Source organism: Arthrobacter sp. NPDC055138 (genome assembly GCF_053607305.1).
The window spans coordinates 123,881-144,481 of the sequence record NZ_JBSGTH010000004.1 but is presented as its reverse complement, the minus strand read 5'-3'; the positions used below and the strand labels follow the sequence as shown (position 1 = coordinate 144,481).

The window sequence follows — 20,601 nt, the reverse complement described above, 5'->3', positions numbered from 1 at the left end:
CTCCACTTAAGGACATTTCCATGCGCATCGCCAATCTCCACGGCCGGGCCGTCCTGGTCCGCGACGGACAAGCCCTCGACATCGAACAGGCCTCAGCCTGCAAGTTCGGCCCCGCTCCCCTGGGCCTCTACGAGGACTGGGACGCTTTCCGTGCCTGGGCCGCGGACGCGGACTACTCGGCCGCCCTGCCCTTCGACGAAAAGGATCTGGGCGCGCCGATTCCCAACCCGCGCCAGATCTTCGCGATCGGCCTGAACTTCAAGGACCACGCCGATGAGGCGAGTCTGCCGTACCCCGAGCACCTGTTCGTCTTCACCAAGTTCCAGTCTTCACTCGCCGGCCCACACGCCATCGTCGAACTGCCCTCCGAGACCGTGGACTACGAGGTGGAACTGGTCGCCGTCGTCGGCAAGGAGATGCACAAGGTCGACGAAACCGAGGCCTGGGACGGTGTGGCCGGGCTGAGCGTGGGACAGGACTTCAGCGAGCGCGAGATCCAGCTGCGCCCCCCGGTGCCCCAGTTCAGCCTGGGCAAGTCCTTCCCGAACTTCTCCCCCTTCGGCCCCGCCGTCGTCACCCTTGACGAGCTGCCGGATTATGAAGGGCTGCCGCTCTCGACCGTGATCGAGGGACAGGGCCCGGCCGGCGGCTGGAAGGTGCAGGACGGCAACACCCGCAACATGATCTTCTCCGTGCCGCAGATCATCGCCGAGCTGTCCCGGATCGTCACCCTCTTCCCGGGCGACCTCATCTTCACCGGGACGCCGGCAGGGGTCGGCAAGGCGCACGGCATCGCGCTGCAGCCGGGTAACGTCCTCACCAGTACCGTGGAAGGCATCGGCTCCCTCCGCAACGAGTTCGTCTAGCCACAGGGGCGGGGTTCAGGCGGCCGGCGGATACCCCCGTTTCCGCCGGACCGCCATCACCACCGGCGCGCCAGCACTACCGGCAATCTGAAAGGACCACGATGACCGACGCACAGACTACCCAGCAGGCAGCCGCAGCGGACGCGCCCACCGTCTCGTGGGCACCGAGCGAGGAGCAGCGCCGCGCCTCGCGTCTGTGGGACTTCATGGGCTGGGTCCGTGATCATCGTGCAGTGGCGCTTTCGGATTACCGTGAAGTCCATCGGTGGTCGGTGACGGACCTGTCCGGGTTCTGGGACGCGGTGAGGGAGTACTTCGGACTGATCGGCGAGGGCTTTGACGGGCCGGCGCTGGCAGAAGACCGGATGCCGGGCGCGGTCTGGTACCCCAACGCCCGGCTGAACTTCACGGAGAACATCTTCCGCCACGCCGCGGACCCGGATGTTGCGGACACGACGGCGCTGCTGACCGTGCAGGAGGACGATTCGACCGCCGCGCGCAGTTGGCGGCAGCTGGAGGCCGAGGTCGCCTCGCTCGCCGGCCGGCTGCGCAGTCTCGGCGTTGGTCCGGGCGACCGGGTGGCCGCCGTGCTGCCGAACCTGCCCGAGGCCATCATCGGTCTGCTGGCCGCGGCCTCCGTCGGCGCCCTGTGGACGGTCAACTCGCCGGACCTGTCGGCCAAGGCCACCCTGGACCGGCTGCGCCAACTGGAGCCCAAGGTGCTGATCGGCGTGGACGGCTACCGGTTCAACGGCAAGGAATTCGACCGCCGGAGCCATGTGGCGGAGGTCGAAGCCGGGCTGCCCACGCTGAAGCACACACTCCTAGTCCGCGAACTGGAGCCCGACGCCGATCCGGGCACGATTGCGGCGGGTGCCGCCGGTGCAGGCGCAGCGCGGCTGGACTTCACCGCGCAGCTGCGCGACGACGTCGAACCTTCCTACGAGCGGCTGCCGTTCGACCACCCGCTGTGGGTCCTGTTCTCCTCCGGCACCACCGGTGCACCGAAGGGAATCGTGCACGGCCACGGCGGCATGGCACTGGAGGCGGTCAAGGGTGCTGCGCTGAACCAGGACTTGGGCCCCGGCGACCTCTACTACGTAGCCGCCAACACCTCCTGGATGGTATGGAACACGCTGGTCAACAACATGATGGCCGGGGCCGCTGTGGTCACGTACGCGGGCTCGCCAATGTTCGGCCGCAAGGACCGGCAGTTCCAGATCATCGCCAATACCGGCGCCACAATGTTTGCCACCGGCGCGGCGTACCTGCAGTTGGTGGAGAAGTCCGGCCTGGCGCCGGGCCAGGACTGGGACCTGTCCCGGCTGCGGTCCATCATGTCGACGGGCTCGCCGCTGCCCGATTCCACTTGGCAATGGGTGCACCGGGCGCTCAAGCCGGACGTGCACTTGGGATCGGATTCGGGCGGCACGGACATCTGCTCCGGCTTCATCGGCTCCAACCCCCTGGAGCCGGTCCGAGTGGGCGAGCTCCAGGGACCGCTGCTGGGCGTCGCGGTGGAGGCCTGGGACCAGTCCGGCAACCGCGTGGTGGATGCCGTCGGGGACATGGTCATCACCCGGCCCATGCCTTCCATGCCGGTGTTCTTCTGGGGCGACGACGACGGCGCCCGCTACCGGAACGCCTACTTCGAGGAGTTCCCGGGAGTCTGGACGCACGGCGACTGGATCACCGAGACCTCCCGGGGTTCCTTCGTGGTGCACGGCCGCTCGGACGCCACACTGAACCGCGCCGGAGTCCGCCTGGGCTCTGCGGATATCTACGCCGCTCTGCAGCACGTGCCGGAGGTCCGCGAGTCCATGGTGATCGGGCTTGAACGCCCGGACGGCGGCTACTACATGCCGCTGTTCGTGGTCCTCGACGACGGCACCCAGCTCACGGATGCCCTGCGCGACCGCATCGCCGCCACCATCAGGGAACGCACGAGCGCCCGCCACGTGCCCGACGTGATCATTCAGGCCCCGGCGGTCCCTGTCACGCACGCGCTGAAGAAAATCGAGGTCCCGGTCAAGAAACTCTTCGCAGGCCACGACCCTGCCGTCGCCGTCAATCGCGGCTCCCTGGCGAATCCCGAAGCGATTGACTGGTACGCCGAGCAGGCGCGGGCGTTCCTGGCTGGCGAACACGCTGGGTAGAGCCGGCTCGGAGGCACATTCACCGAGGCGGGCGTCGTCGTCGTTATTTCCTTGCTCCGGCCCTTGTGTCCGGGGTCACTGATACGCGAGTACACCGCATCGGCTAGCACTACCTCGGTCGATGCCATTGAGGATTCTCCGCGAGATGTCGGCGAGCTGCCGAACTTGTTGCCCGGTGAGCCGGTCGAAGTCGGCCAAGACCTAGCTGGCGGCGTCGTATCCGAAAGCCCGCACCTCCTGGGCGCAACGGCAAGCGACCGCGAACTTCGCGGCCCACTCCAGGGCCGCATCATATGAGGGCAGATCCAGCACCGAGTAGCCGCCTTCGAGCTGCGTCGTCTGCCGGTAAGTGCCCTCACGCACGGTGCCATCGCCGTCGACCATGACTGGCGGGACGCTCCCATCGATGCCACCGCCGAACACCCACACGCCGGCGTCCTTCGCCTCCTGAACCACTGCATGCGACGCATCGGAAACGGCCGGCAACTCTTCCTCGGAGACGACCATGGCGGCACTCGGAAACGAGATCAGATACATCGTCATCGCGTCGACTCCTTCTTCGCAGCACGGATCACCAGCATCCTCGCGGACGCCATTCCTCCGCGCAAGGTCTCGGCTGTCCCGCGGATGCCGGCGACCGATCACCAATGCGCCTTCGGCGGCTGACTACTTCTGCTAGTCCGACGCGGGTCTCGAACTCGCGGGAAGCGCAGTCTTACGCGGGCAATTCCAGCATCGCGTCCTTGGTATCCGCCAGAGGGCTGAGCAGTGAGCATTATTCCGGCTGTCTGAACTCCACACAAAGGGCAACAATCGAAGTCCGCCGCCGTTATTGTCCGACCCTCGCCATATAATCAAAGCATTCACTCGCACGTGATGTGATACGTACTGAAAGTTGGGGAACCATTGACTGAGAACAATAATCCGATTCCGCCTGCCCAAAATCCCTTGCAGGCACCACCGGCTCCTAAGTCTAAGAAGAAAAAGAAGTGGCCGTGGATCGTCGGCATCGTCGTTGTCCTGTCCCTGATCGGTGGCATCGGCAACGCCATCAACGGTGAAGAAAAGGCAGCTGTCGCTGCCGCCGAGGCCAGCGCCAGCGCAGAGGCCAAGGCCCAGGAGGAAGCTGAGCGTAAGGCTGAGCAAGAGGCTGAAGAGAAGGCCGAAGCTGAGCGCAAGGCCGCTGAAGAAAAGGCTGAGAAGGAGGCCGAAGAAAAGCGGAAGAAGGAAGAAGCCGCGGCCGAGAAGAAGGCCAAGGCTGAAGCCAAGAAGGCTGCGGCCAAGCGCAAGGCGAAGATCGACAACGCCCAGCCGGTATCCGCACGGCAGCTGTCCAAGCTGAACAAGAACCCGGACAAGTATGCCGATGACGTGCTCGTAGTGTACGGGCGGGTCTATCAGTTCGATGCTGCCACGGGGCAGTGCGCATTCATGGCCAAGATCAGCCACGCGCCGATGACCTACGACTTCGAGTACGAATACAACAGCATGTTCACCTCCGGTGATGGGTTCATCGACTGCCCGAAGCTGGATGATGTTGTTGAGGATGACATCGTGCAGATGACGGTGACACTGGAGGAATCCTTCAGCTATGACACCCAGGCCGGTGGCAACACCACTGTGCCGAAGTTCAAGGTTGAGAAGATCAGCCGTCTGTAACCCTGATGAAAGCACCCCGTCATCCGTGATTCTGTCTCCGGGTGGCGGGGTCCTCTCTTGCCCGCCCAACCCAAAGGATAAAGACCATGAATAAAGCGATCACAGGAGTAGCTATCGTCTCCGTCCTCGCTCTCGCCGGCTGCGGTGCCGGTGAACAAATCGAGGCATCCGCATCAACCCCCACCCAGACCGCCGAGGTCACCCCCACTCCCACCCCGGAGCCGGTGGTCGAGTTCAAGGATGAGTATGACTCCATCGACGATCTGGTCGCCGACTTTGAAGCCGCCGGCGGCGACTGCAGCGGGTGGAGCCAAGAGAATCAGGTCACGCTCGCCCTGGAGTCTGGGACATGTGACGATGACACTGTTATCTCCACCTACATCAGTTCCAGTGAAATCACTGAGTTGATGAAGACGCAGAAGGCCCTGTATGAGGACCTGGAAATGTCGGGAGAGTCCAGTTGGCTGGTTGGAGATAAGTGGATTATCAACACATCCGAAGATGAGCTTGCAGTTATCTCCCAGTTCGGCGGCAAGGAAGTCCGCTTCTAACCCTTATCCAGCAGTGCGTTGTCCAGCCTTCTGACCGGAGCGAGTTCGCCGCTTCTGGTGGGAGGACCACTTTTGGCTCCATCCGCGGCAGCTTCACCAGGAGACTGCTGGGCGCCCTCATCCTGACGGGGCTGTCGACCATCATCGTCAGCAAAGCCCATCTTAGTCAGCGAGAGCCGCAGTGCACACTGCGGCTCTCGCTGTCGTCACCGCCCTGCCTACGGCGATGGCTCCTTAGCTAGATGTCGTCCTCGTATGCGGGGCCGCCTTCGCCTTCCCATGTTTCGAGGCGCTTGATCTTGGTGGCGTTGAATTTGCGGCGGACGCCGTAGCCGCCGTGGTCGTCGTCCTCGATGAAGACGACGCCGAACTGTCCCAGGGCCCGGCGCAGCTGCTGGTTCTGTTCCGGCGTCAACGGTGCGTTGCCCTTCTCAAAGTCCCGCACTTGCTGCTTGTCCAAGCCGGCATTCCTGGCAATGACCTTGGCGGAGACCTGCGTGAGGGCGCGTGCGGCGCGCGCCAGATCCGAGGTAATCATCAGTGGGTTGCTCATGGCCCGATCATCCCAGTTTCCGGGCGGGTGTCTAATCCCCCTCCTCCACAACGACCCCGCTCGCATAGATGTCAGTGGAAACCCGGCTTGCGGCACGACGTACGGCACTATTGACGGGAGCGTGTCCTAGATTGGTCCCATGGTCGCGCAGACGGTTCCCGAGCCAGTCGAGGTTGTGGTCCGCAACGGCGCCCCGGACGGGTGGGATGTTCTAGCGTCGCTGGGTCCGCTGGCGATCCTTGCGGCCGCGCTCATCGCTGCTTTCATTGGTTGGCGCAGCATGCAGACCCAAGCCGAAGCCAACCGTCGGGCCCAGTGGTGGGAGCGGGCCGAATGGGCACTGGATGCGTCGATGTCCTCCAGCATGGACCGGCGAGTGATCGGCTTGGGCGTGCTGACGCTCTTGGCCGAAAGCAGTCTGGCCGGCGAAGAAGAAGCCCGAATCCTTCAGGTCGCTTCGAAGGACAGCCTGGCCCAAAGGGTCACGGCCCTTGAGGGTGTGGACGCCAAGCAGCCCTCGACCAGAGTCACCGGCGCCCCGGAGGACGAACGCGTCATGGCCGGGGCCGCCAAGCTCCGGGTGGTGACGGACCGGAAGATCGGGCAACAAACGCCCGAATGGATCGTGGAGCTGAGCCGGACACCGATTTAAGCCAGCCACACTGCCAACCGATGTACGGCAAGCTGGAGGCATGACGACGTACCGGTATCCCGTCGAGATCCTGCACCTGCTGGTGTCGCCGGCTCATGCGTACTTTGGCCGGGCGAAGGATGGCGCCGCCGATGTGCCCACGGAAGATCTAGACCAGGCTGCGGTGGTGGCGGGCAAGGGCATTGTGGGCGACCGGTTCTTCGGCAAGGCGGCCCACATGGATGCGGCGGTCACGTTCATGGCGGTGGAGTCGCTCGAGGCCATCGCCGCGGATCTGGATGTTCCGCAGTTTGATCCGCTGCTGGCGCGGCGCAACGTGGTGCTGCGGGGAGCCCAACTGGCCCCGCTGATTGGCGAGGAGTTCGCGGTGGAATCCCGGGGTGAAGAAGTGCGGTTCCGCGGCGGCCGGCACGCCCACCCGTGCGTCTGGATGGACCGGATGCTGGCACCCGGCGCCCACGCCGCGATGCGCGGGCGCGGCGGCCTGCGCTGCCAGCCGCTGTCCAGCGGACTGCTGCACCGCGGACCGGCGGTACTGCTCAGCCCGGTAGAGCTCCGGCCCGAAGAAGCCGGGGCCGAGGTCCGGCCCAGACCCGGGCGGCTGCCGTAACCATCGAACGCGAGAGTCCGCCGGTCCACAAACCACCCGGGAATCCGGAGCCAGCGGCGCCCTGGCGAGCGCCGCCGTCGTTGTTTTCTAGCTCCGGAACAGGGCGCTGTAGGCGTTGAGCGCCGGTTGGCCGCCGAGGTGGGCGTAGAGCACGTTGCTGTCGGCGGGGATCTTTTTGCTGCTGACCAGGTCGATCATGCCGGCCATGGACTTGCCCTCGTAAACCGGGTCGGTGATCATCGCTTCGAGCGAGGCGCTGAGCCGCATGGCTGCCAGGGTGGAGTCGACCGGGATGCCGTATACGTCGCCGGCCCAGCCTTCTAGCACGGTGATCTCGTCGTCGCGCAGGTCCCGCTCCAGGCCGATGAGCTTGGCGGTGTTGCGGGCGATCCGGCCCACCTGCTCGCGGGTCTTGGCCAGGGTGGCGGAGGCATCGATGCCGATCACGCGGCGCGGACGGCCGCCGGCGTCCTCCAGCGCGGCGAAGCCGGCGATCATGCCGGCGTGGGTGGAACCGGTGACCGTGCAGACCACAATGGTGTCGAAGAAGACGCCGAGCTCGGCCTCCTGCTGCTGCACCTCGTAGGCCCAGTTGGCGAAGCCCAGTCCGCCGAACTTGTGCTCCGAGGCGCCGGCCGGGATGGGATAGGGCTTGCCGCCGGCTGCCTCGACCTCCGCGATGGCGTTCTGCCAGGAGTCGCGGATGCCGATGTCGAAGCCGGCCGGGTCCAGCCGCACGTCCGCGCCCATCAGCCGGGAAAGCAGGATGTTGCCCACCCGGTCATTGAGCGGATCCGGCCAGTCCACCCAGCTCTCCTGCACCAGCACTGCCTTCAGCCCAAGCTTCGCCGCCACCGCCGCGACCTGCCGGGTGTGGTTGGACTGGAAGCCGCCGATGGAGACGATGGTGTCCGCACCCTGCGCGAGGATGTCCGGGACGATGTACTCGAGCTTGCGGGTCTTGTTGCCGCCGAAGGCCAGGCCGGAGTTCACATCCTCCCGCTTGGCCCAGAGCTGCGCGCCGCCCAGGTGCTGGCTGAGCCGCGGCAGGTGGTGCACCGGGCTGGGTCCGAAGGTGAGTGGATAGCGCTCGAAGTCGGTGATGCTCACTCGGTCCTACTGCCCGCGCTGCCCTGGCCGGTGATGTTGACCATCCAATTCACGCCAAACCGGTCGGTGAGCTGCCCAAAGTAGTCGCCCCACGGCGCCTGCTCCAGCGGCTGGTTGATGGTGGCGCCGTCGCTGAGGCCGTCCCAATACTTGCGCAGCTTGGCGTCGTCGCCCGCATCCTGTCCGCTGGAACTGATGCAGATGTAGCCGTTGGGCGACGCGGGCACGTCGGCCGGAACGTCCGAGGCCATCAGGAGAAACCCCCGCTCCACGGACACCGAGGAGTGCATGATGTTGGCACCGGTGTCCGGGTGGTCGTCTCCCATTCCCTCTGCGTTGGTCATCTTGTTCAGCTCACCGCCGAACACGGAGTGGTAGAACTCGATGGCTTCGGCGGCGTTGCCGCTGAACTGCAGGTAGGGGTTCAGGTCCAGTGCCATGGTGTGCCTTTCGGACAGAAGGTCTGCGGGTGCTTGCCGCCAACATTCTTGCCGGTCTTTCCGCGGCTGGGAAGAGGTATGCCAAAGCCGCCTTGCCCACGTGGCGGGCAAGGCGGCTTCACAGCGTTCGGCGGGCGCCGTCGTCGTTGCTCTGTTGAAACGACGACGGCGACTGGGCCGCGGGAAACCGGGCGCTACGGTGCGGAGACGGTTTCCCGTTCGCGGCCGTCGCGGTCCGCCTTCTCCTCGGCGACCTTGGCGTCGTGGGCGGCGCGGATCCGGGCGTGCTCCGGGTTGCGGCGCAGCACCAGGTAGCCGATGCCGAGCCCGATGAACCAGAGCGGGGTGAACAGCAGCGCGGTCAGCGTGTCCGACTGGGTGGTCAGCGCCCAGAGGATGAAGGCGAAGAAGGCCATCACCACGTAGGGCATGAACGTTCCGCCGGGCATCTTGAACTTGCTGGCCGCGTGCAGTTGCGGGCGGCGGCGGCGGTACACCACGTAGCTGAGCAGGATGATGGTCCAGACGAACATGAAGCACAGGGCCGAGATGGTGGTGACCAGGGTGAAGGCCTCGGACACGCTTCCCTCGGCGTAGAGCAGCACCACGCCGGCCAGCAGGAACATGCAGGAGAACAGCAGGGCGTTGCGCGGCACGCCGCGGCCGGACAGCTTGCCGAACCGCTTCGGCGCATCGCCCTCCTGGGACAGGCCGTAGATCATCCGCGAGGTGGAGTAGATCCCGGAGTTCGCCGACGAGGTGGCCGAGGTCAGCACCACGAAGTTCACCACGCCGGCCGCACCGACCAGGCCGGCCAGCGCGAACATGCCCACGAACGGCGAGGCGTCGGCGCTGAACGCAGTCCACGGTTCCACTGCCATCAGCACGATCAGCGCGCCTACGTAGAAGATCAGGATGCGGATGGGAATGGAGTTCACCGCGCGGGGCAGGTTCTTCTCCGGGTCCTTCGTCTCGGCCGCGGTGGTGCCCACCAGTTCGATGCCGACGAAGGCGAAGACGGCAATCTGGAAGCCGGCCACGAAGCCCATGAAGCCGGTGGGGAACATGCCGCCGTGCTCCCACAGGTTCGAGAAGGAGGCGCGGGCGCCGTCGTGCTCAAAACCGGTGATGATCATGACCAGGCCCACCACGATCAACGCCACGATGGCCACAATCTTGATCAGCGCGAACCAGAACTCGGTCTCGCCGAAGGCCCGCACGGTGGGCAGGTTCAGCGCCAGCAGCAGCAGGATACAGGCCAGCGCGGGGACCCACAGCGGCAGGTCCGGCCACCAGAAGGCCACATAGTGCGCGATCGCCACCACGTCCGCAATGCCGGTGACCACCCAGCAGAACCAGTAGGTCCAGCCGGTGAAGAACGCCGCCCACGGGCCGAGGATATCGCCGGCGAAGTCGCTGAAGTTCTTGTATTCAGTGTTGCTCAGCAGCAGCTCGCCCATCGCCCGCATGACGAAGAACAGCATGAAGCCGATGATCATGTAGACGAAGATGACCGACGGGCCGGCCACCGAGATGGTCTTGCCCGAGCCCATGAAGAGGCCGGTGCCGATGGCCCCGCCGATGGCAATCAGTTGGATATGGCGGCTGGACAGAGCCCGCCGCAGATGGGGTTCTGTACTGGTGGTGCTCATGCGTTCCTTAGGGTGGGACTTCGCAGCTGCGGAAGTTTCCGGTTGGACCGGCCGGAACGGGCTTCTTCGGCGTCCGGCCATGGCGATTTCAGGCCTTCCCTGCGCGCCCCTGAAGGGCCGGCTGGTGACCTACGCCACGAAAACTTATCTTCCGCGGCTCCCGCGGGTCAAATCGAGAAGGGTGCTTGGGGGTGCGGGCGGGAGGTTTGGCGGCTTAGCGACCCGCCAGTACCGACGCCTGCTCGGGCGTGAGCGGGCGGACGTCGCGGTTGTGCAGCAGGAGATACAGCTTCGCCGTCGCTTCCAATTCCTCGACGGCTTCCATGGCTGCGTCCAGGCTGGCGCCGGAGACCACCGGCCCGTGGTTGCTCAGGAGCAGGGCGCGGGAAGAAGCGGCGGCCTGCTCGGCCAACGGACCCAGCGCATCGTCGCCCGGCGCGTGGTACGGCAGAAGCTGCACTCGTCCGACCCGCATGGCGAAGTATGCGGTCAGCGGCGGGATGGCGTCCGCGGGGTCCAGGCCGGCTAGGCAGGAAACGGCGGCGCTGTAGGTGGAATGGGTGTGTACCACGGCCGAGTCCTGCGGCCGGGCCCGCAGCACGGCAGCATGCAGGAAAGCCTCCTTGGAGGGAATTGGGCCACCGAGAGACACGCCCTCCAAATCCATCACCGAGATGTCGTCGGCTTCCACCGCGCCCAGGCTGCTGCCTGTGGGCGTCACATATACCCGCTCGCCGTGGCGCACACTGATGTTTCCGGTGCTGCCGTGGGTGAAGCCGCGGCTGAACAGCGAGCGCGCCGCAGCCACCATGCTTTCCCGGATCCGTTCCTCAGTCCGGGTCACTGCACGGCGACTTCCGCAGTTCCCCCCACGGCGCGGAGGAACAGCTCCGGATCACCGAAATTGCCGGATTTGAGCAGCAGGGCGCAGCGGGGGTAGTTGGACGGGTAGATCCAGGGCACACCCGGGGCCGCCTCGGAGCCGATGACGCCGCCGGAAACCCCGAGGGCTGACACTACGGCGCCGGATGTCTCGCCGCCGGCCACCACCAGCCGCCGGACGTCGCGGTGCATGAGCCCTTGCGCGATACACGCCGCAGCCTCCTCCAGGATCTCTGAGGCCCGCTCAGTCCCCAGCGCGGCCTGGACTTCACGCAGTTCCGCCGGCGGCAGCGACGAATAGATCAGGGCTCCCTCGGACGACGATGGCAACGCGTCGAACCAGACCAGGGCGCCCTCCGCCAAGGCCTGCGGATCGGCGGCGCCGAGCGCGTCCAGCCGGTAGGACGGGTGGTGGCTCTCCATCGCGGCGATCTGCTCCAGCGTCCGCGCGGAGCAACTGCCGGCGAGCACAACCGCGCGGCCCGCTTCGGCCGGCGCCGCTTCCTGCAGACCGGGAGCGCCGGCATGGTCCGACCGCCGGGCAAGGGCCGCCGCCACGCCGCGGGCGATCCCCGCCGCGCCGGTGATTAACCGATCCTCTGCCACTGCCTCACCGATCGCGTCCACGTCCGTGTCCTGGACCGCGTCCACGACGACGTACCGTTCACCGCGGTGCAACGCTTCCTCCAGCCCGGCGGCAATTGCTGCCGCGCCGCGGCCGACGGTCCGGTGATCCAGCAGGCCGACTGGCCGCGTGGTCTGCGCTGACAGGACGCGCGGAATGTACGAGTCTGTCATCGGAGTGAGCGGATGGTCCTTCATCGGCGATTCGTGCAGCAGCTGCTGACCCACGTACAGCTGCCCCATAAATTGCCGGCGTTGGTGCACGGGAGAGGCGGGCACGACGACGGTTAGCGGGGCACCGATGAAGTCGGCCAGCGCATCGGCCACGGGTCCGATATTCCCTGCCGCCGTGGAGTCGAACGTGGAGCAGTATTTGAAGAACAGGCGCGGGGCACCGCAGGCTGTCAGCCAGGAGGCGGCAGCCAGCGATTGCCGCGTCGCTTCGCTGGGTTCGATGGTCCGCGACTTCAGCGCGATGACGACTGCATCCGTCGGAGGCAGTTGAACTTCCGTGCCGGGCAGGCCGAAGTAAATGACGGTCCGCAGGCCCGCGTTGCTGAAGGCGACCGCAACATCGGTGGCACCGGTGAAATCGTCGGCAATCGCCCCAATCAGGGGCGGCCGTGCTTCAGTAGACATCGAAACCCAGCGCCTTCGATACGTCCTCCAGATGCTCGCGCATGTGAGCTTCCGCGGCTACGCTGTCCCGGCGTTTGATCGCATCCAGGATCTTTCCGTGGTGGGCATGGGCCCTGGGCGCGCGGCCCGGCACCGCGAGCGTTGATTTCCGGACCTGGACCAACACGTCACGCAGCGAATCAAGCATGATGCCGTACAGCGGGTTGTGCGTCGCGGTGGCGACCATGCGGTGGAATTCGACGTCGGCCTCCGCATGGTTGCCGGTCTCAAGCTCCGCCCCCATCCGGTCATGGCACTCTTCCAGGAGCTTGATGTCCTCTTCGGTTGCCTTGGCGCAGGCGATGCGCGAAATCTGCAGTTCCAGCATCAGCCGCACCTCGTGCACTCGGCCGTAGTCCAGATCTTCTCCGCGCAAAAACGACCGCAGCGTGTCAGTCACCAGCGCAGCATCTGCCGATGCCACGCACGCGCCAACGCCTGAGCGGACTGAGACCAGCCCCCGGGCCGTCAGCCCGCGCAGCGCCTCCCGCACCACCGGTCGGGATACCCCGTAGCGTTCCGAGAGCTCGCGTTCGGAGGGAAGCTTGTCCCCGGCGACCATGTTGTTGTCCAGGATCGTTTTCGCGATCTGCTCACTCACCTGTTCGGCGAGGGTATGGACCCTCAACCCGCCAACAGGATCCACATGGGTAGTCATGAGGACCGCTCCTTCATGCTCGGGACCAGCCGTTGAAGTCCGGCCAGCGAACGGGCTGGAGTTTCCAGTCCGGAAGTTTGGAGATGTTCCATTGTGATCCATCCCCGGTATCCCCGCGATAACAGAGAGTCGAGGAACCCCTCCAACTGTTCATCAGGATATTCGACGGCGCCGCGGGCTGCTGTTCCGGCGATTTGGACCAGCGCCGGCACCCCGGTGGCATGAGCCAGTTCCTCGGCAGCCACCAGGCCGGAGCGGACCACATGGAACGTGTCGAAAATCAGCCCCACCCCGTGCAGTCCGTGGCGTTCCAGGAATTCCTCGGTGGCGCGCACTTCGGTCAACAGGGTGACCTGTTCCGGGTTCTGGGGTTCCACCAGGATGCGTGCACCGGTGCGCTCGGCATATCCGGCCAGCTGCGAGAGCGACTCGGCCAGCAGCTCATCGTGCGGAACGTGGTCGAAGACGATGTCGGGGTCCAGGATGCTGCCGAACGAGACGTCGGTGCCGATTTCAGCCGCATGCCCGATCAGGACCTGCGCTTCCGACAGCGTTCGTGCCCTTATCGCCGGGTCCGCGCTGCTCAGGCTCAAGCCGCGGTGCTGGCGCATCGGGCCGGTGGCCAGTGCGCTGACACCCAGGCCGTGCCGCCCCAGCGGGTCGGTCACTTCGCGCAGCGGAAATTCGGCCGGCGCTTCAACCTGGAGCTCGACGCCGTCGTACCCTGCCTGCCGGAGCTCGCCGGCAGCGTCGGCTAGCTTGCCCGGGTACGCGGTCCCCATGGTGGTGGTCGCCTCCGGCGACATCACCGTGTAGGCCGCGCGCAGCCCGCCGCCGTCGCTCATCGCAGTACCTCGACGACTGCTGCCGTGTACTGCTTGGTGGAAGCCGTTCCGCCGACGTCGCCGGTCACTGATTCGCCACGCTCCAGCACCGTCCGGACCGCCTCACGGACCCGGTTGCCCGCGGCGCCGAGTCCGATGTGGTCCAGCAGCAGGGCACCCGAGAGAATCATGCCGGTGGGATTCGCGATCCCTTGGCCGGCGATATCCGGCGCGGCACCGTGGCAGGCCTCGAACATGGCCGCCTTCGTGCCTAGGTTCGCGCCCGGGCCCAGACCGATGCTGCCGGCCGCCGCGGCCGCGACGTCGGAGAGGATGTCGCCGTACTGGTTGTCCAGCAGCACAACGGTCTTCTCAACTTGTCCGCGCACCATGTACATGCCCAGGGCATCCACCATCACATCGCTGAATTCGATATCCGGATGGGCGGCCGCTACGTCTCGGGTGATGGCCAACTGCATCCCATCCACCACGTTGAGCACGTTGGCCTTGTGGCCCAGCAACACCTTGTTGTACCCGCTGGTCCGCGCCAGGCTGAAGGCATGTTCGGCGATGCGCCGCCACCCGCCCTCGGTCACGGTCTTGATGGCGAACGCCGCGTCGCCGACCCGATGTTCCATGCCGCTGTAGATGCCCTCGGAGACCTCGCGGACAATGGTGAATTCCGGCCGGACCGGCCCTCCGCCGATCCCGAAGGACGGGATGGGCCGGTCGTTGGAGTACAGGTCGAAGGCGCGTCGCAGGCCATTGTTGACGCTGGGCCACACCTGGACCGCGTCGCCGACGACCTTGACCACCCGACCGGTCCCCTTCGGCGCGCTGAGCGGCCCCTTCAGGATGACGCCGAGTTCGGCCAGCCGCGCCAACCGCTCATCGGGCAGCGGGTCGCCCACCCGGCCGGAATCCGTCAGGTGTCCGATCGGGTGGGATTCGAACGTCAGTTGCGGGGCAACGACTTCCAGAACGCGGAGCGTGGATTCGATGATTTCCGGCCCGATGCCGTCTCCTTCGATGACGCCAATGGTCTTCGGGTGGTCACTCATGGTGCCTCTTTCTCGTGTGCATCAGGTCGTAGAAAATCGATCGCGTAGGGCAGTCCCCACGCAACGGGGATCCCATGCCGCTCCCGCAGCGGAACGGCGAGGGGTTCCAGCGAGTACTGGGCCAGCACGATGCGCTGGCTGCCGCCGGACACGCTGGCGCCGAGGGCGCCGCCGTCCATCGGACCGGCCGCTGGGTCGGGATGCCACTTCACCCAGTCGATCTGCGCGCTGCGGTGTAGCCCCGTGCGCCGAAGATGATATTCCGCCGCAGCCCGCGCCGGCTCCACGCTGTAGAGCATGGTGAAATGTTCGACCTCATCGGCCACCAAGGCATCGAACATCAACTCGTCCGGGCCAGTAACCGGCACACTGCTGGCGGCCCGGATCTCCTGGATAGTGGACGGAAAACTGGAACACGTTATCCAGATTGCGTCGGCGCCGCCGGCCTCCAGGACGGCAGCCATGTTGCTGAGCCGTCCGGCCGCGTCTCTGCCTTCCGCGAGGTCAGCCAGCAACCGGTCATCGAGGAGTGTCCATGCCTCCAGCGCCGGCAGTTCGGAACGCAGCGTGGCGCGGGCAAGCGCCAGCGCGCTGTCCGCTGCGTTGATGATGCCGATTGTGGTCATGGCCGTTCCCAGCCGTACGCGGTGGCGAGATCATCGATCCGGATGGCACCGCCGTCGTCAATGGAGCGGTATCCGGCGAAGACAACGGCCAGCGTCTCCAGCGCGTCACCGACGGTCGACCCCAGCGCCACGGCACCCTTCCGGGCGTCAAGGAAGTGCCGGAAAGCCGTGGAATAGCTGCGGGCGTAGGCGTCGGGTTCGGCCGTAATGGTCTCCACCCGGCGGCCGGCCGGCTGGTCGTTTATTATCACCAAGCCGCCGAGTTCGTCGATGATCGCGGTGCCCTCGGTGCCTTCGACCCGCACTCGTTCGCTGGCGACGGGCGGAATGTCCAGCGTGTGTGAGGCGTAGCTTCGGTCGATCAGCGCGGTGGCGTTGCCATATCCGAGCATCAGCGCGACCGCGTCCTCGCCCACAACCTCCGGCGCGACGGAATGGGCCCGCGCATAGACCGTGTCCGGGCTGCCGATCAGGCTGCGCACGGCATCGATCTGGTGGATTGTCGACTCAAGCAGCAGGAACTGCTCCAGCTCCGCAAAGTAGGGCTGCCGGCCCAGGCTGAACGGAATCTCCGGGTACGTCGACGACGGGATGGTTCCCGCGAAGCGCGCCGACGAGGACACGTGGAAAACCTCGCCGAGCCGGCCGTCCGCCACCATGGCCCGCAGCCGGCGGTACCAGGACCGGTAGCGCCAGTTGTCGTTGACCATGACCAGCGACGTCGACGCTTCCGCCCGCCGCGCGACCTCGACGGCAGTCCCAAAGTCGGCGGCGAGCGGCTTCTGGCAAATGGCATCGACTCCGTGCCGGAAAACCGCCTGCAGAACGTCCGCATGGGTGGCCGGCGGGGTGGCAATGTCGACCACGTCTACTTCGAGCTCGCCGAGGGCGTCATCGATGGACTCGTAGACCTTGCCAATGCCGAACCGGCCCGCTTGGGCTTCGGCGCGGTCCCGGGCGGGATCAACGATGCCGACGACTTCGGTGTCCGCAATCCCTGCCCAGGCGCCCAAGTGATACTGGCTGACGTGGCCGGCTCCCACCAGCAGAATCCGCTCTCCGCTCATGACCGCTCCTCCCAGCCGAGCAGTGCTGCGGCGTTGTATTCCGCGACGGTGGCCAGATGGCCCTCGGTCAGTCCCTCGCCGGCAAGTTCCTGCAGGAACTTGCCGTAGCCCTCCGCTGGGTCTTCCGAGTCGGGCTGGCCCAGGTCGCTGCCCAACACGTTCCGGTCCAGGCCCACCGCCTGCATTTGTGCGAAGAGTCCCGCGAGGTCGACGGCGGTGTTCCGCGGCCGCGGGATCACGCGTTCCATGTAGGCGCCCTCTTTGGCGAGGTCCGCCTGGACATGCACGGGCATGTCAACCTCCACGTGGTCTGGATGGTTCACCACCCGGCGTTCCACGCCGAGCTCTCGTGCCAAAGCGAACACCGCCACGGTGGCGTCCGGCGGAAGGTGGCCGCTGCACAGCACCTGGTCATACTGGGCGCAGGCCTCGAGCACCGGCCGGACCTGACGGAGCAGCTCGCCGGTGTCAGGGATCGCCGCGAGGATGACCGTGCAGTCATGCGTCGGCAGCCAGACCATCCGGCCGCCGCTGCGCGCGCTGGCCTCGACGGCGGCCGGGTTGAGCCCGCCCACGCCGGTGTTCAGCGCCACTCCGCCGGCGACGCGGAATCCGTCCTGCCGGTGGTTGAGCAGCGCAGCCCCCACCGACGTGCCCAACTGGTGGCTCTTGTAGACCACGCCGCGGGCGCCGATGGCCAGGTAGTCGGCCACCACCCGGTGGCCGTCGTACTTGCGCGGGCGTTCGTCCGGCCCGAAATGGAGGTGGAAGTCGATGGGGCGGATCATCCTTTGGTCGCCCCCGCCGACAGCCCCGCTGCCATGTACTTCTGGACGAAGAGGAACAATACGAACGCCGGGATCAGGGTCATCACGCAGGCCGCCATGAAGGCGCCCATGTACTGCACGCCTCCGCCCAGGCCGAGGAAGGACCGCAGCCCGACTTGGAGCATCGTCACGTCGCCTTGGTAGAGCACGGCGCTGGCCCAAATAAAGTCGTTCCAAATCTGCAGGAAGACAATGCAGGAGACCGCCACCAGGCCGGTGCGCGAGACGGGCAGGAAGATCCGGAAGAACGAGCCGATCCGGGAACATCCGTCAACGTAGGCCGCCTCTTCCAGCTCGGGCGGGCAACTGCTCTGGAAGTAGCCGTGCAGCACCAGCGCCGCGAACGGTGTTGCGAATCCGGTGTAGGTCAGGATCATGCCGATGTAGGTGTTGATCAGCCCCAGGTTCTCGAGCATGAAGTACACCGGCAGCAGTCGGGTGATTTCCGGTAGCAATTGGTTCAACACCAGGATGCCCAGCACTACCGCCACAATCCGCAGTTTGGATTTGGCCGTAATGTAAGCCGCCATGGCCGAGATCAGCGTGGTGAGCAGTGCAGCGGAGATGCCGACCAGCAGCGAGTTCCCCATCTGCTGCAGGAACGGCATCATGGCGAGCGCCTGCCGGAAGTTCTCCAGCGTGGGGTCCATCGGCACCCAGATGGGCGGGGCGGACGTGATCTCCGCCGCCGGCTGGAAGGCGCTCTTCAGCATCCAGAAGAAGGGCAGCAGCAGGTAGATGGCCAGCCCGAGGGCCACCATGCCGCCGACCACTGTGCTGAAGACCCTGACCGGGCTCGGGACACTCTTGCGGCGGGACCGTTGCTTCCGCTCGGTCGCGCTCTTGCGGCGGTCCAGTGTTGCAGTGCTCATGATCCGTCCTCCCGCGACCGGCGGTCCAGCATGATGTAGAACGCGCCGATGACGGCGCTGATGACCAGGATGATGCTGCTGGCCGCCGCGGCCAGTCCGTACTGGCCGTCCACGAAGGCCTTCTGGTAGGAGTACACCGCCAGCACGTTGGTCAGGTTGTCCGGTCCACCGCCGGTCATCAGATAGACCAGCTCAAAGTGGCCGACCGTTGCGATGAGCAGCAGCGAGGTCAGTATCAGCAGCGTGGGACGCAACTGCGGCAGGGTGATGCGCAGGAAGGTCTGCCACCGGTTGGCGCCGTCCATCTTCGCCGCGTCGTAGATGGCATTGTCGATCGACTGCAGCCCAGCGAGGATCAGCGTGATGGCGATCGGCAGGCCGCCCCAGATACGGGCCACAGCGATGGCTACCAACGGGAGGCTGAAGGGCCCCCAGGTCCCGGTCTCACCCAGGAACCGGAGGGGCACGTCGATCCATCCCAGTTCCATCAAGACCTGGTTGATCGGGCTCTGGCCCGGTGAGAACATCCACAGCCAGATGGCCGAGGCCACGATGCCGGGGACGAACCACGGCATCAGTGCAACCCCGCGGAGCAGGCCGGTGCCGAACACTTTCCGGTTCAGCACCGGCGCCACGGCCAGTGCGATGACCAGGATGGCGGTGGTGACCACCAGGCCGAAGACGGCCGTGTTCAAGAAGGTCTGTAGGAAAGCCGGCTGGCTGAGAATGGACGCGTAGTTCTCCAGCCCGACGAACGGTGTTCCAGCGAAGTGGATGCGGAAGATGTCGTAGTCCAGAAAGCTCATCCGGAGAGTGTCGATCAGCGGATACAGCCCAAAGACCGCGACCACCAGCATCGCCGGCAGCACCATCAGTGCTTCGAACAGGAACCCGCGGGACCGGCGACGGCGGGACTTGCCGCCGCGGCTGAGAGCCGCGGCGGCTGTTTGCTCAGGACTGCGGTGGAGCGTACCTGAACTCATCCAGGACCACCTCCTCGTCGTGGGAGTTCCCCGGACCCCCCACGACCGTCACCGTGAGGCCCCCGTCTTCATCGAATTCGAGCTTGGCCCAGCAGTGCATGATGTTGCTGCGGACGGCGGTCCACGAGGGAGCCTCATCGTGGGCAAAGTTGGAGAACGACTTGTTGATGTTGCTCATCTTGCCGCCCGGGCTGACCTTGGCCCAGACGGTTCCCTCGCCGGGACCATAGTCGGTGAGCGCCGTCGTCGTGGGGGTGTTCGTCGCGGGCACATCGCGCAGCGGGAAGGTGCGTTCGTACGCCTGGTCGTGCGTGGTCAACGCGAGGCGGATGTTGAACTCCTCGAAGATCGGTCCCAGCTGTTCGCGCAGTTTCACGTTGGACGGATGGTTGGTGCCATCGGCGAACGGCGCGACGTGGAGGAAGGGAATGATCCATTCGAAGCCGTTGGCCTGTGCCTGCTTGATGTCGGCAACCAGCCACTCCAGCCGCTCCTGCGGGATCGGGTCCCAGAGTTCTTCGGCGCAGAGAGAGATGAAGTGGACATGGCCGACGTCGAACGAGTAGCAGAGCCCGTCGTCGAGGCCTTCGGGAACGGCGAAACGATCCGCCCACGGGGCGAACGATTCCTGCAGGAACGGGACCAGCTCATGGTTGCCCCAGGTCGGCTGGACCGGCGCAACCGAGAACGCCGGCTCCATCTGGTTGAAGAAGTAGTCGATCGCGTCCTCAAGGAATTCGAACCGCCGGTCGGTGTCGTAGTACGCGAAGTCGCCGCCTTCCAGGATCAGCAGGGGCCGGTACTGGGCAATGCTGTCAATCACGCGGGTGGTGCCGCTGGTCAGGCCGTCCCTGCGGCCGACCAGACCGGTGTCGGCGACAAACGCCGCATTAAAGGCGAAGCGTTCCAGGGCCGGCGCCGCAGTGGCGAATTCCCGGACGTCAGACCACTGGCCGGGCCGGGTTTCCACGGCATACTCATAGCGGCTCTGCGGCGAGAGCCCGGTGAAGGCGGACTCGATCACCGCGCCGGAGTCCACCACGGCGCGCTGGCTTGAGGCGACAGTGCGCCAGTCAGCGGTACCTGCGGTCCGGATCCGGGCCGACAGCGCGGCACCCGGATGCGGCGTCTTCCACACCACATGCATGCTGGTTGCCGTATCGCCGGTCCACGAGAGGTGGATTTCGTTCCGATCCGCAAAGTCGTCGCGGAAGGCCAGTCTGGTCATTGGTTCTTTCTCCATCTCGTGT

The 20,601-nt window shown here is 65.9% G+C and carries 22 protein-coding genes; 6 read left to right on the top strand and 16 right to left on the bottom strand.

Features of this window, described 5'->3' with window-relative positions; translation table 11 throughout:
- The first annotated feature begins 20 nt into the window (after positions 1-20).
- On the top strand, positions 21-866 hold the full coding sequence (locus ACWF5H_RS11385; RefSeq protein WP_452036917.1) for a fumarylacetoacetate hydrolase family protein: 846 nt from the start codon (positions 21-23) through the stop codon (positions 864-866).
- A 101-nt stretch (positions 867-967) separates the two neighbouring features.
- Complete coding sequence (locus tag ACWF5H_RS11380) at positions 968-3,022, top strand: acetoacetate--CoA ligase (RefSeq protein ID WP_452036916.1); 2,055 nt, start codon at positions 968-970, stop codon at positions 3,020-3,022.
- Positions 3,023-3,223: 201 nt separating this feature from the next.
- Here the strand turns inward: ACWF5H_RS11380 and ACWF5H_RS11375 are convergent, their stop codons facing one another.
- On the bottom strand, positions 3,224-3,565 hold the full coding sequence (locus ACWF5H_RS11375; protein WP_452036915.1) for a YciI family protein: 342 nt from the start codon (positions 3,563-3,565) through the stop codon (positions 3,224-3,226).
- 363 nt (positions 3,566-3,928) lie between these two features.
- On the opposite strand from ACWF5H_RS11375, the gene ACWF5H_RS11370 reads away from it, so the two are divergent.
- Both ACWF5H_RS11370 and ACWF5H_RS11365 read left to right on the top strand, forming a co-directional pair.
- Positions 3,929-4,681: a hypothetical protein gene (locus ACWF5H_RS11370; protein WP_452036914.1), complete on the top strand. Its 753-nt coding sequence runs from the start codon at positions 3,929-3,931 to the stop codon at positions 4,679-4,681.
- A gap of 86 nt (positions 4,682-4,767) precedes the next feature.
- Entirely contained in the window at positions 4,768-5,232 is a 465-nt protein-coding gene (locus ACWF5H_RS11365) for a hypothetical protein (protein WP_452036913.1), read from the top strand.
- 238 nt (positions 5,233-5,470) lie between these two features.
- Here ACWF5H_RS11365 and ACWF5H_RS11360 read toward each other — a convergent pair whose 3' ends face one another.
- On the bottom strand, positions 5,471-5,785 hold the full coding sequence (locus tag ACWF5H_RS11360) for a hypothetical protein (protein WP_452036911.1): 315 nt from the start codon (positions 5,783-5,785) through the stop codon (positions 5,471-5,473).
- 139 nt (positions 5,786-5,924) lie between these two features.
- On the opposite strand from ACWF5H_RS11360, the gene ACWF5H_RS11355 reads away from it, so the two are divergent.
- Both ACWF5H_RS11355 and ACWF5H_RS11350 read left to right on the top strand, forming a co-directional pair.
- Entirely contained in the window at positions 5,925-6,437 is a 513-nt protein-coding gene (locus ACWF5H_RS11355; RefSeq protein ID WP_452036909.1) for a hypothetical protein, read from the top strand.
- Positions 6,438-6,477: 40 nt separating this feature from the next.
- Complete coding sequence (locus ACWF5H_RS11350) at positions 6,478-7,047, top strand: MOSC domain-containing protein (RefSeq protein WP_452036907.1); 570 nt, start codon at positions 6,478-6,480, stop codon at positions 7,045-7,047.
- A gap of 87 nt (positions 7,048-7,134) precedes the next feature.
- Here the strand turns inward: ACWF5H_RS11350 and ACWF5H_RS11345 are convergent, their stop codons facing one another.
- From ACWF5H_RS11345 to ACWF5H_RS11280, 14 genes are all read right to left on the bottom strand, one after another.
- Entirely contained in the window at positions 7,135-8,157 is a 1,023-nt protein-coding gene (locus ACWF5H_RS11345) for a 1-aminocyclopropane-1-carboxylate deaminase (RefSeq protein ID WP_452036906.1), read from the bottom strand.
- Positions 8,154-8,597 carry a VOC family protein gene (locus ACWF5H_RS11340; RefSeq protein WP_452036905.1) on the bottom strand — a complete coding sequence of 148 codons (444 nt, stop codon included), beginning with the start codon at positions 8,595-8,597 and terminating at the stop codon, positions 8,154-8,156. The genes ACWF5H_RS11345 and ACWF5H_RS11340 overlap by 4 nt, the downstream gene beginning before the upstream one ends.
- 194 nt (positions 8,598-8,791) lie before the next feature.
- On the bottom strand, positions 8,792-10,249 hold the full coding sequence (gene cycA, locus ACWF5H_RS11335) for a D-serine/D-alanine/glycine transporter (RefSeq protein WP_452036904.1): 1,458 nt from the start codon (positions 10,247-10,249) through the stop codon (positions 8,792-8,794).
- Positions 10,250-10,463: 214 nt separating this feature from the next.
- Positions 10,464-11,093: a 3-oxo-tetronate 4-phosphate decarboxylase gene (gene otnC / locus ACWF5H_RS11330; RefSeq protein WP_452036903.1), complete on the bottom strand. Its 630-nt coding sequence runs from the start codon at positions 11,091-11,093 to the stop codon at positions 10,464-10,466.
- A complete protein-coding gene (gene otnK / locus ACWF5H_RS11325) occupies positions 11,090-12,394 on the bottom strand; it encodes a 3-oxo-tetronate kinase (RefSeq protein WP_452036902.1) in 1,305 nt (434 codons plus the stop codon). The genes otnC and otnK overlap by 4 nt, the downstream gene beginning before the upstream one ends.
- Positions 12,384-13,091 (bottom strand): FadR/GntR family transcriptional regulator, encoded by a 708-nt coding sequence (locus tag ACWF5H_RS11320; protein ID WP_452036901.1) that lies wholly within the window; start codon positions 13,089-13,091, stop codon positions 12,384-12,386. Before ACWF5H_RS11320 ends, otnK begins: the two co-directional genes overlap by 11 nt.
- Complete coding sequence (locus ACWF5H_RS11315; RefSeq protein WP_452036900.1) at positions 13,088-13,936, bottom strand: sugar phosphate isomerase/epimerase family protein; 849 nt, start codon at positions 13,934-13,936, stop codon at positions 13,088-13,090. The genes ACWF5H_RS11320 and ACWF5H_RS11315 overlap by 4 nt, the downstream gene beginning before the upstream one ends.
- On the bottom strand, positions 13,933-14,976 hold the full coding sequence (locus tag ACWF5H_RS11310) for an isocitrate/isopropylmalate dehydrogenase family protein (RefSeq protein WP_452036899.1): 1,044 nt from the start codon (positions 14,974-14,976) through the stop codon (positions 13,933-13,935). Before ACWF5H_RS11310 ends, ACWF5H_RS11315 begins: the two co-directional genes overlap by 4 nt.
- A complete protein-coding gene (locus ACWF5H_RS11305; RefSeq protein ID WP_452036898.1) occupies positions 14,973-15,602 on the bottom strand; it encodes a hypothetical protein in 630 nt (209 codons plus the stop codon). The genes ACWF5H_RS11310 and ACWF5H_RS11305 overlap by 4 nt, the downstream gene beginning before the upstream one ends.
- Complete coding sequence (locus ACWF5H_RS11300) at positions 15,599-16,669, bottom strand: Gfo/Idh/MocA family protein (protein ID WP_452036897.1); 1,071 nt, start codon at positions 16,667-16,669, stop codon at positions 15,599-15,601. The genes ACWF5H_RS11305 and ACWF5H_RS11300 overlap by 4 nt, the downstream gene beginning before the upstream one ends.
- Positions 16,666-17,457: a DUF6282 family protein gene (locus ACWF5H_RS11295; RefSeq protein WP_452036895.1), complete on the bottom strand. Its 792-nt coding sequence runs from the start codon at positions 17,455-17,457 to the stop codon at positions 16,666-16,668. Before ACWF5H_RS11295 ends, ACWF5H_RS11300 begins: the two co-directional genes overlap by 4 nt.
- Positions 17,454-18,368, bottom strand: coding sequence for a carbohydrate ABC transporter permease (locus ACWF5H_RS11290; RefSeq protein ID WP_452036894.1), 915 nt, complete (start codon positions 18,366-18,368; stop codon positions 17,454-17,456). The genes ACWF5H_RS11295 and ACWF5H_RS11290 overlap by 4 nt, the downstream gene beginning before the upstream one ends.
- Positions 18,365-19,351, bottom strand: a complete 987-nt coding sequence (locus ACWF5H_RS11285; RefSeq protein ID WP_452036893.1) for a carbohydrate ABC transporter permease — start codon at positions 19,349-19,351, stop codon at positions 18,365-18,367. Before ACWF5H_RS11285 ends, ACWF5H_RS11290 begins: the two co-directional genes overlap by 4 nt.
- On the bottom strand, positions 19,320-20,579 hold the full coding sequence (locus ACWF5H_RS11280) for a purple acid phosphatase family protein (RefSeq protein ID WP_452036891.1): 1,260 nt from the start codon (positions 20,577-20,579) through the stop codon (positions 19,320-19,322). The genes ACWF5H_RS11285 and ACWF5H_RS11280 overlap by 32 nt, the downstream gene beginning before the upstream one ends.
- Positions 20,580-20,601 lie beyond the last annotated feature (22 nt).

What these genes read in the sequence shown, in the direction of transcription:
- ACWF5H_RS11355 (WP_452036909.1), top strand. Translation starts at nt 5,925, where the DNA reads ATGGTCGCGCAGACGGTTCCCGAGCCAGTCGAGGTTGTGGTCCGCAAC.
- ACWF5H_RS11385 (WP_452036917.1), top strand. Translation starts at nt 21, where the DNA reads ATGCGCATCGCCAATCTCCACGGCCGGGCCGTCCTGGTCCGCGACGGA.
- ACWF5H_RS11290 (WP_452036894.1), bottom strand. Translation starts at nt 18,368, where the DNA reads ATGAGCACTGCAACACTGGACCGCCGCAAGAGCGCGACCGAGCGGAAG.
- ACWF5H_RS11380 (WP_452036916.1), top strand. Translation starts at nt 968, where the DNA reads ATGACCGACGCACAGACTACCCAGCAGGCAGCCGCAGCGGACGCGCCC.
- cycA (WP_452036904.1), bottom strand. Translation starts at nt 10,249, where the DNA reads ATGAGCACCACCAGTACAGAACCCCATCTGCGGCGGGCTCTGTCCAGC.
- ACWF5H_RS11300 (WP_452036897.1), bottom strand. Translation starts at nt 16,669, where the DNA reads ATGAGCGGAGAGCGGATTCTGCTGGTGGGAGCCGGCCACGTCAGCCAG.
- ACWF5H_RS11280 (WP_452036891.1), bottom strand. Translation starts at nt 20,579, where the DNA reads ATGACCAGACTGGCCTTCCGCGACGACTTTGCGGATCGGAACGAAATC.
- ACWF5H_RS11295 (WP_452036895.1), bottom strand. Translation starts at nt 17,457, where the DNA reads ATGATCCGCCCCATCGACTTCCACCTCCATTTCGGGCCGGACGAACGC.
- ACWF5H_RS11310 (WP_452036899.1), bottom strand. Translation starts at nt 14,976, where the DNA reads ATGAGTGACCACCCGAAGACCATTGGCGTCATCGAAGGAGACGGCATC.
- otnK (WP_452036902.1), bottom strand. Translation starts at nt 12,394, where the DNA reads ATGTCTACTGAAGCACGGCCGCCCCTGATTGGGGCGATTGCCGACGAT.
- ACWF5H_RS11365 (WP_452036913.1), top strand. Translation starts at nt 4,768, where the DNA reads ATGAATAAAGCGATCACAGGAGTAGCTATCGTCTCCGTCCTCGCTCTC.
- ACWF5H_RS11305 (WP_452036898.1), bottom strand. Translation starts at nt 15,602, where the DNA reads ATGACCACAATCGGCATCATCAACGCAGCGGACAGCGCGCTGGCGCTT.
- ACWF5H_RS11360 (WP_452036911.1), bottom strand. Translation starts at nt 5,785, where the DNA reads ATGAGCAACCCACTGATGATTACCTCGGATCTGGCGCGCGCCGCACGC.
- ACWF5H_RS11350 (WP_452036907.1), top strand. Translation starts at nt 6,478, where the DNA reads ATGACGACGTACCGGTATCCCGTCGAGATCCTGCACCTGCTGGTGTCG.
- ACWF5H_RS11340 (WP_452036905.1), bottom strand. Translation starts at nt 8,597, where the DNA reads ATGGCACTGGACCTGAACCCCTACCTGCAGTTCAGCGGCAACGCCGCC.
- ACWF5H_RS11285 (WP_452036893.1), bottom strand. Translation starts at nt 19,351, where the DNA reads ATGAGTTCAGGTACGCTCCACCGCAGTCCTGAGCAAACAGCCGCCGCG.
- ACWF5H_RS11375 (WP_452036915.1), bottom strand. Translation starts at nt 3,565, where the DNA reads ATGACGATGTATCTGATCTCGTTTCCGAGTGCCGCCATGGTCGTCTCC.
- ACWF5H_RS11315 (WP_452036900.1), bottom strand. Translation starts at nt 13,936, where the DNA reads ATGAGCGACGGCGGCGGGCTGCGCGCGGCCTACACGGTGATGTCGCCG.
- ACWF5H_RS11320 (WP_452036901.1), bottom strand. Translation starts at nt 13,091, where the DNA reads ATGACTACCCATGTGGATCCTGTTGGCGGGTTGAGGGTCCATACCCTC.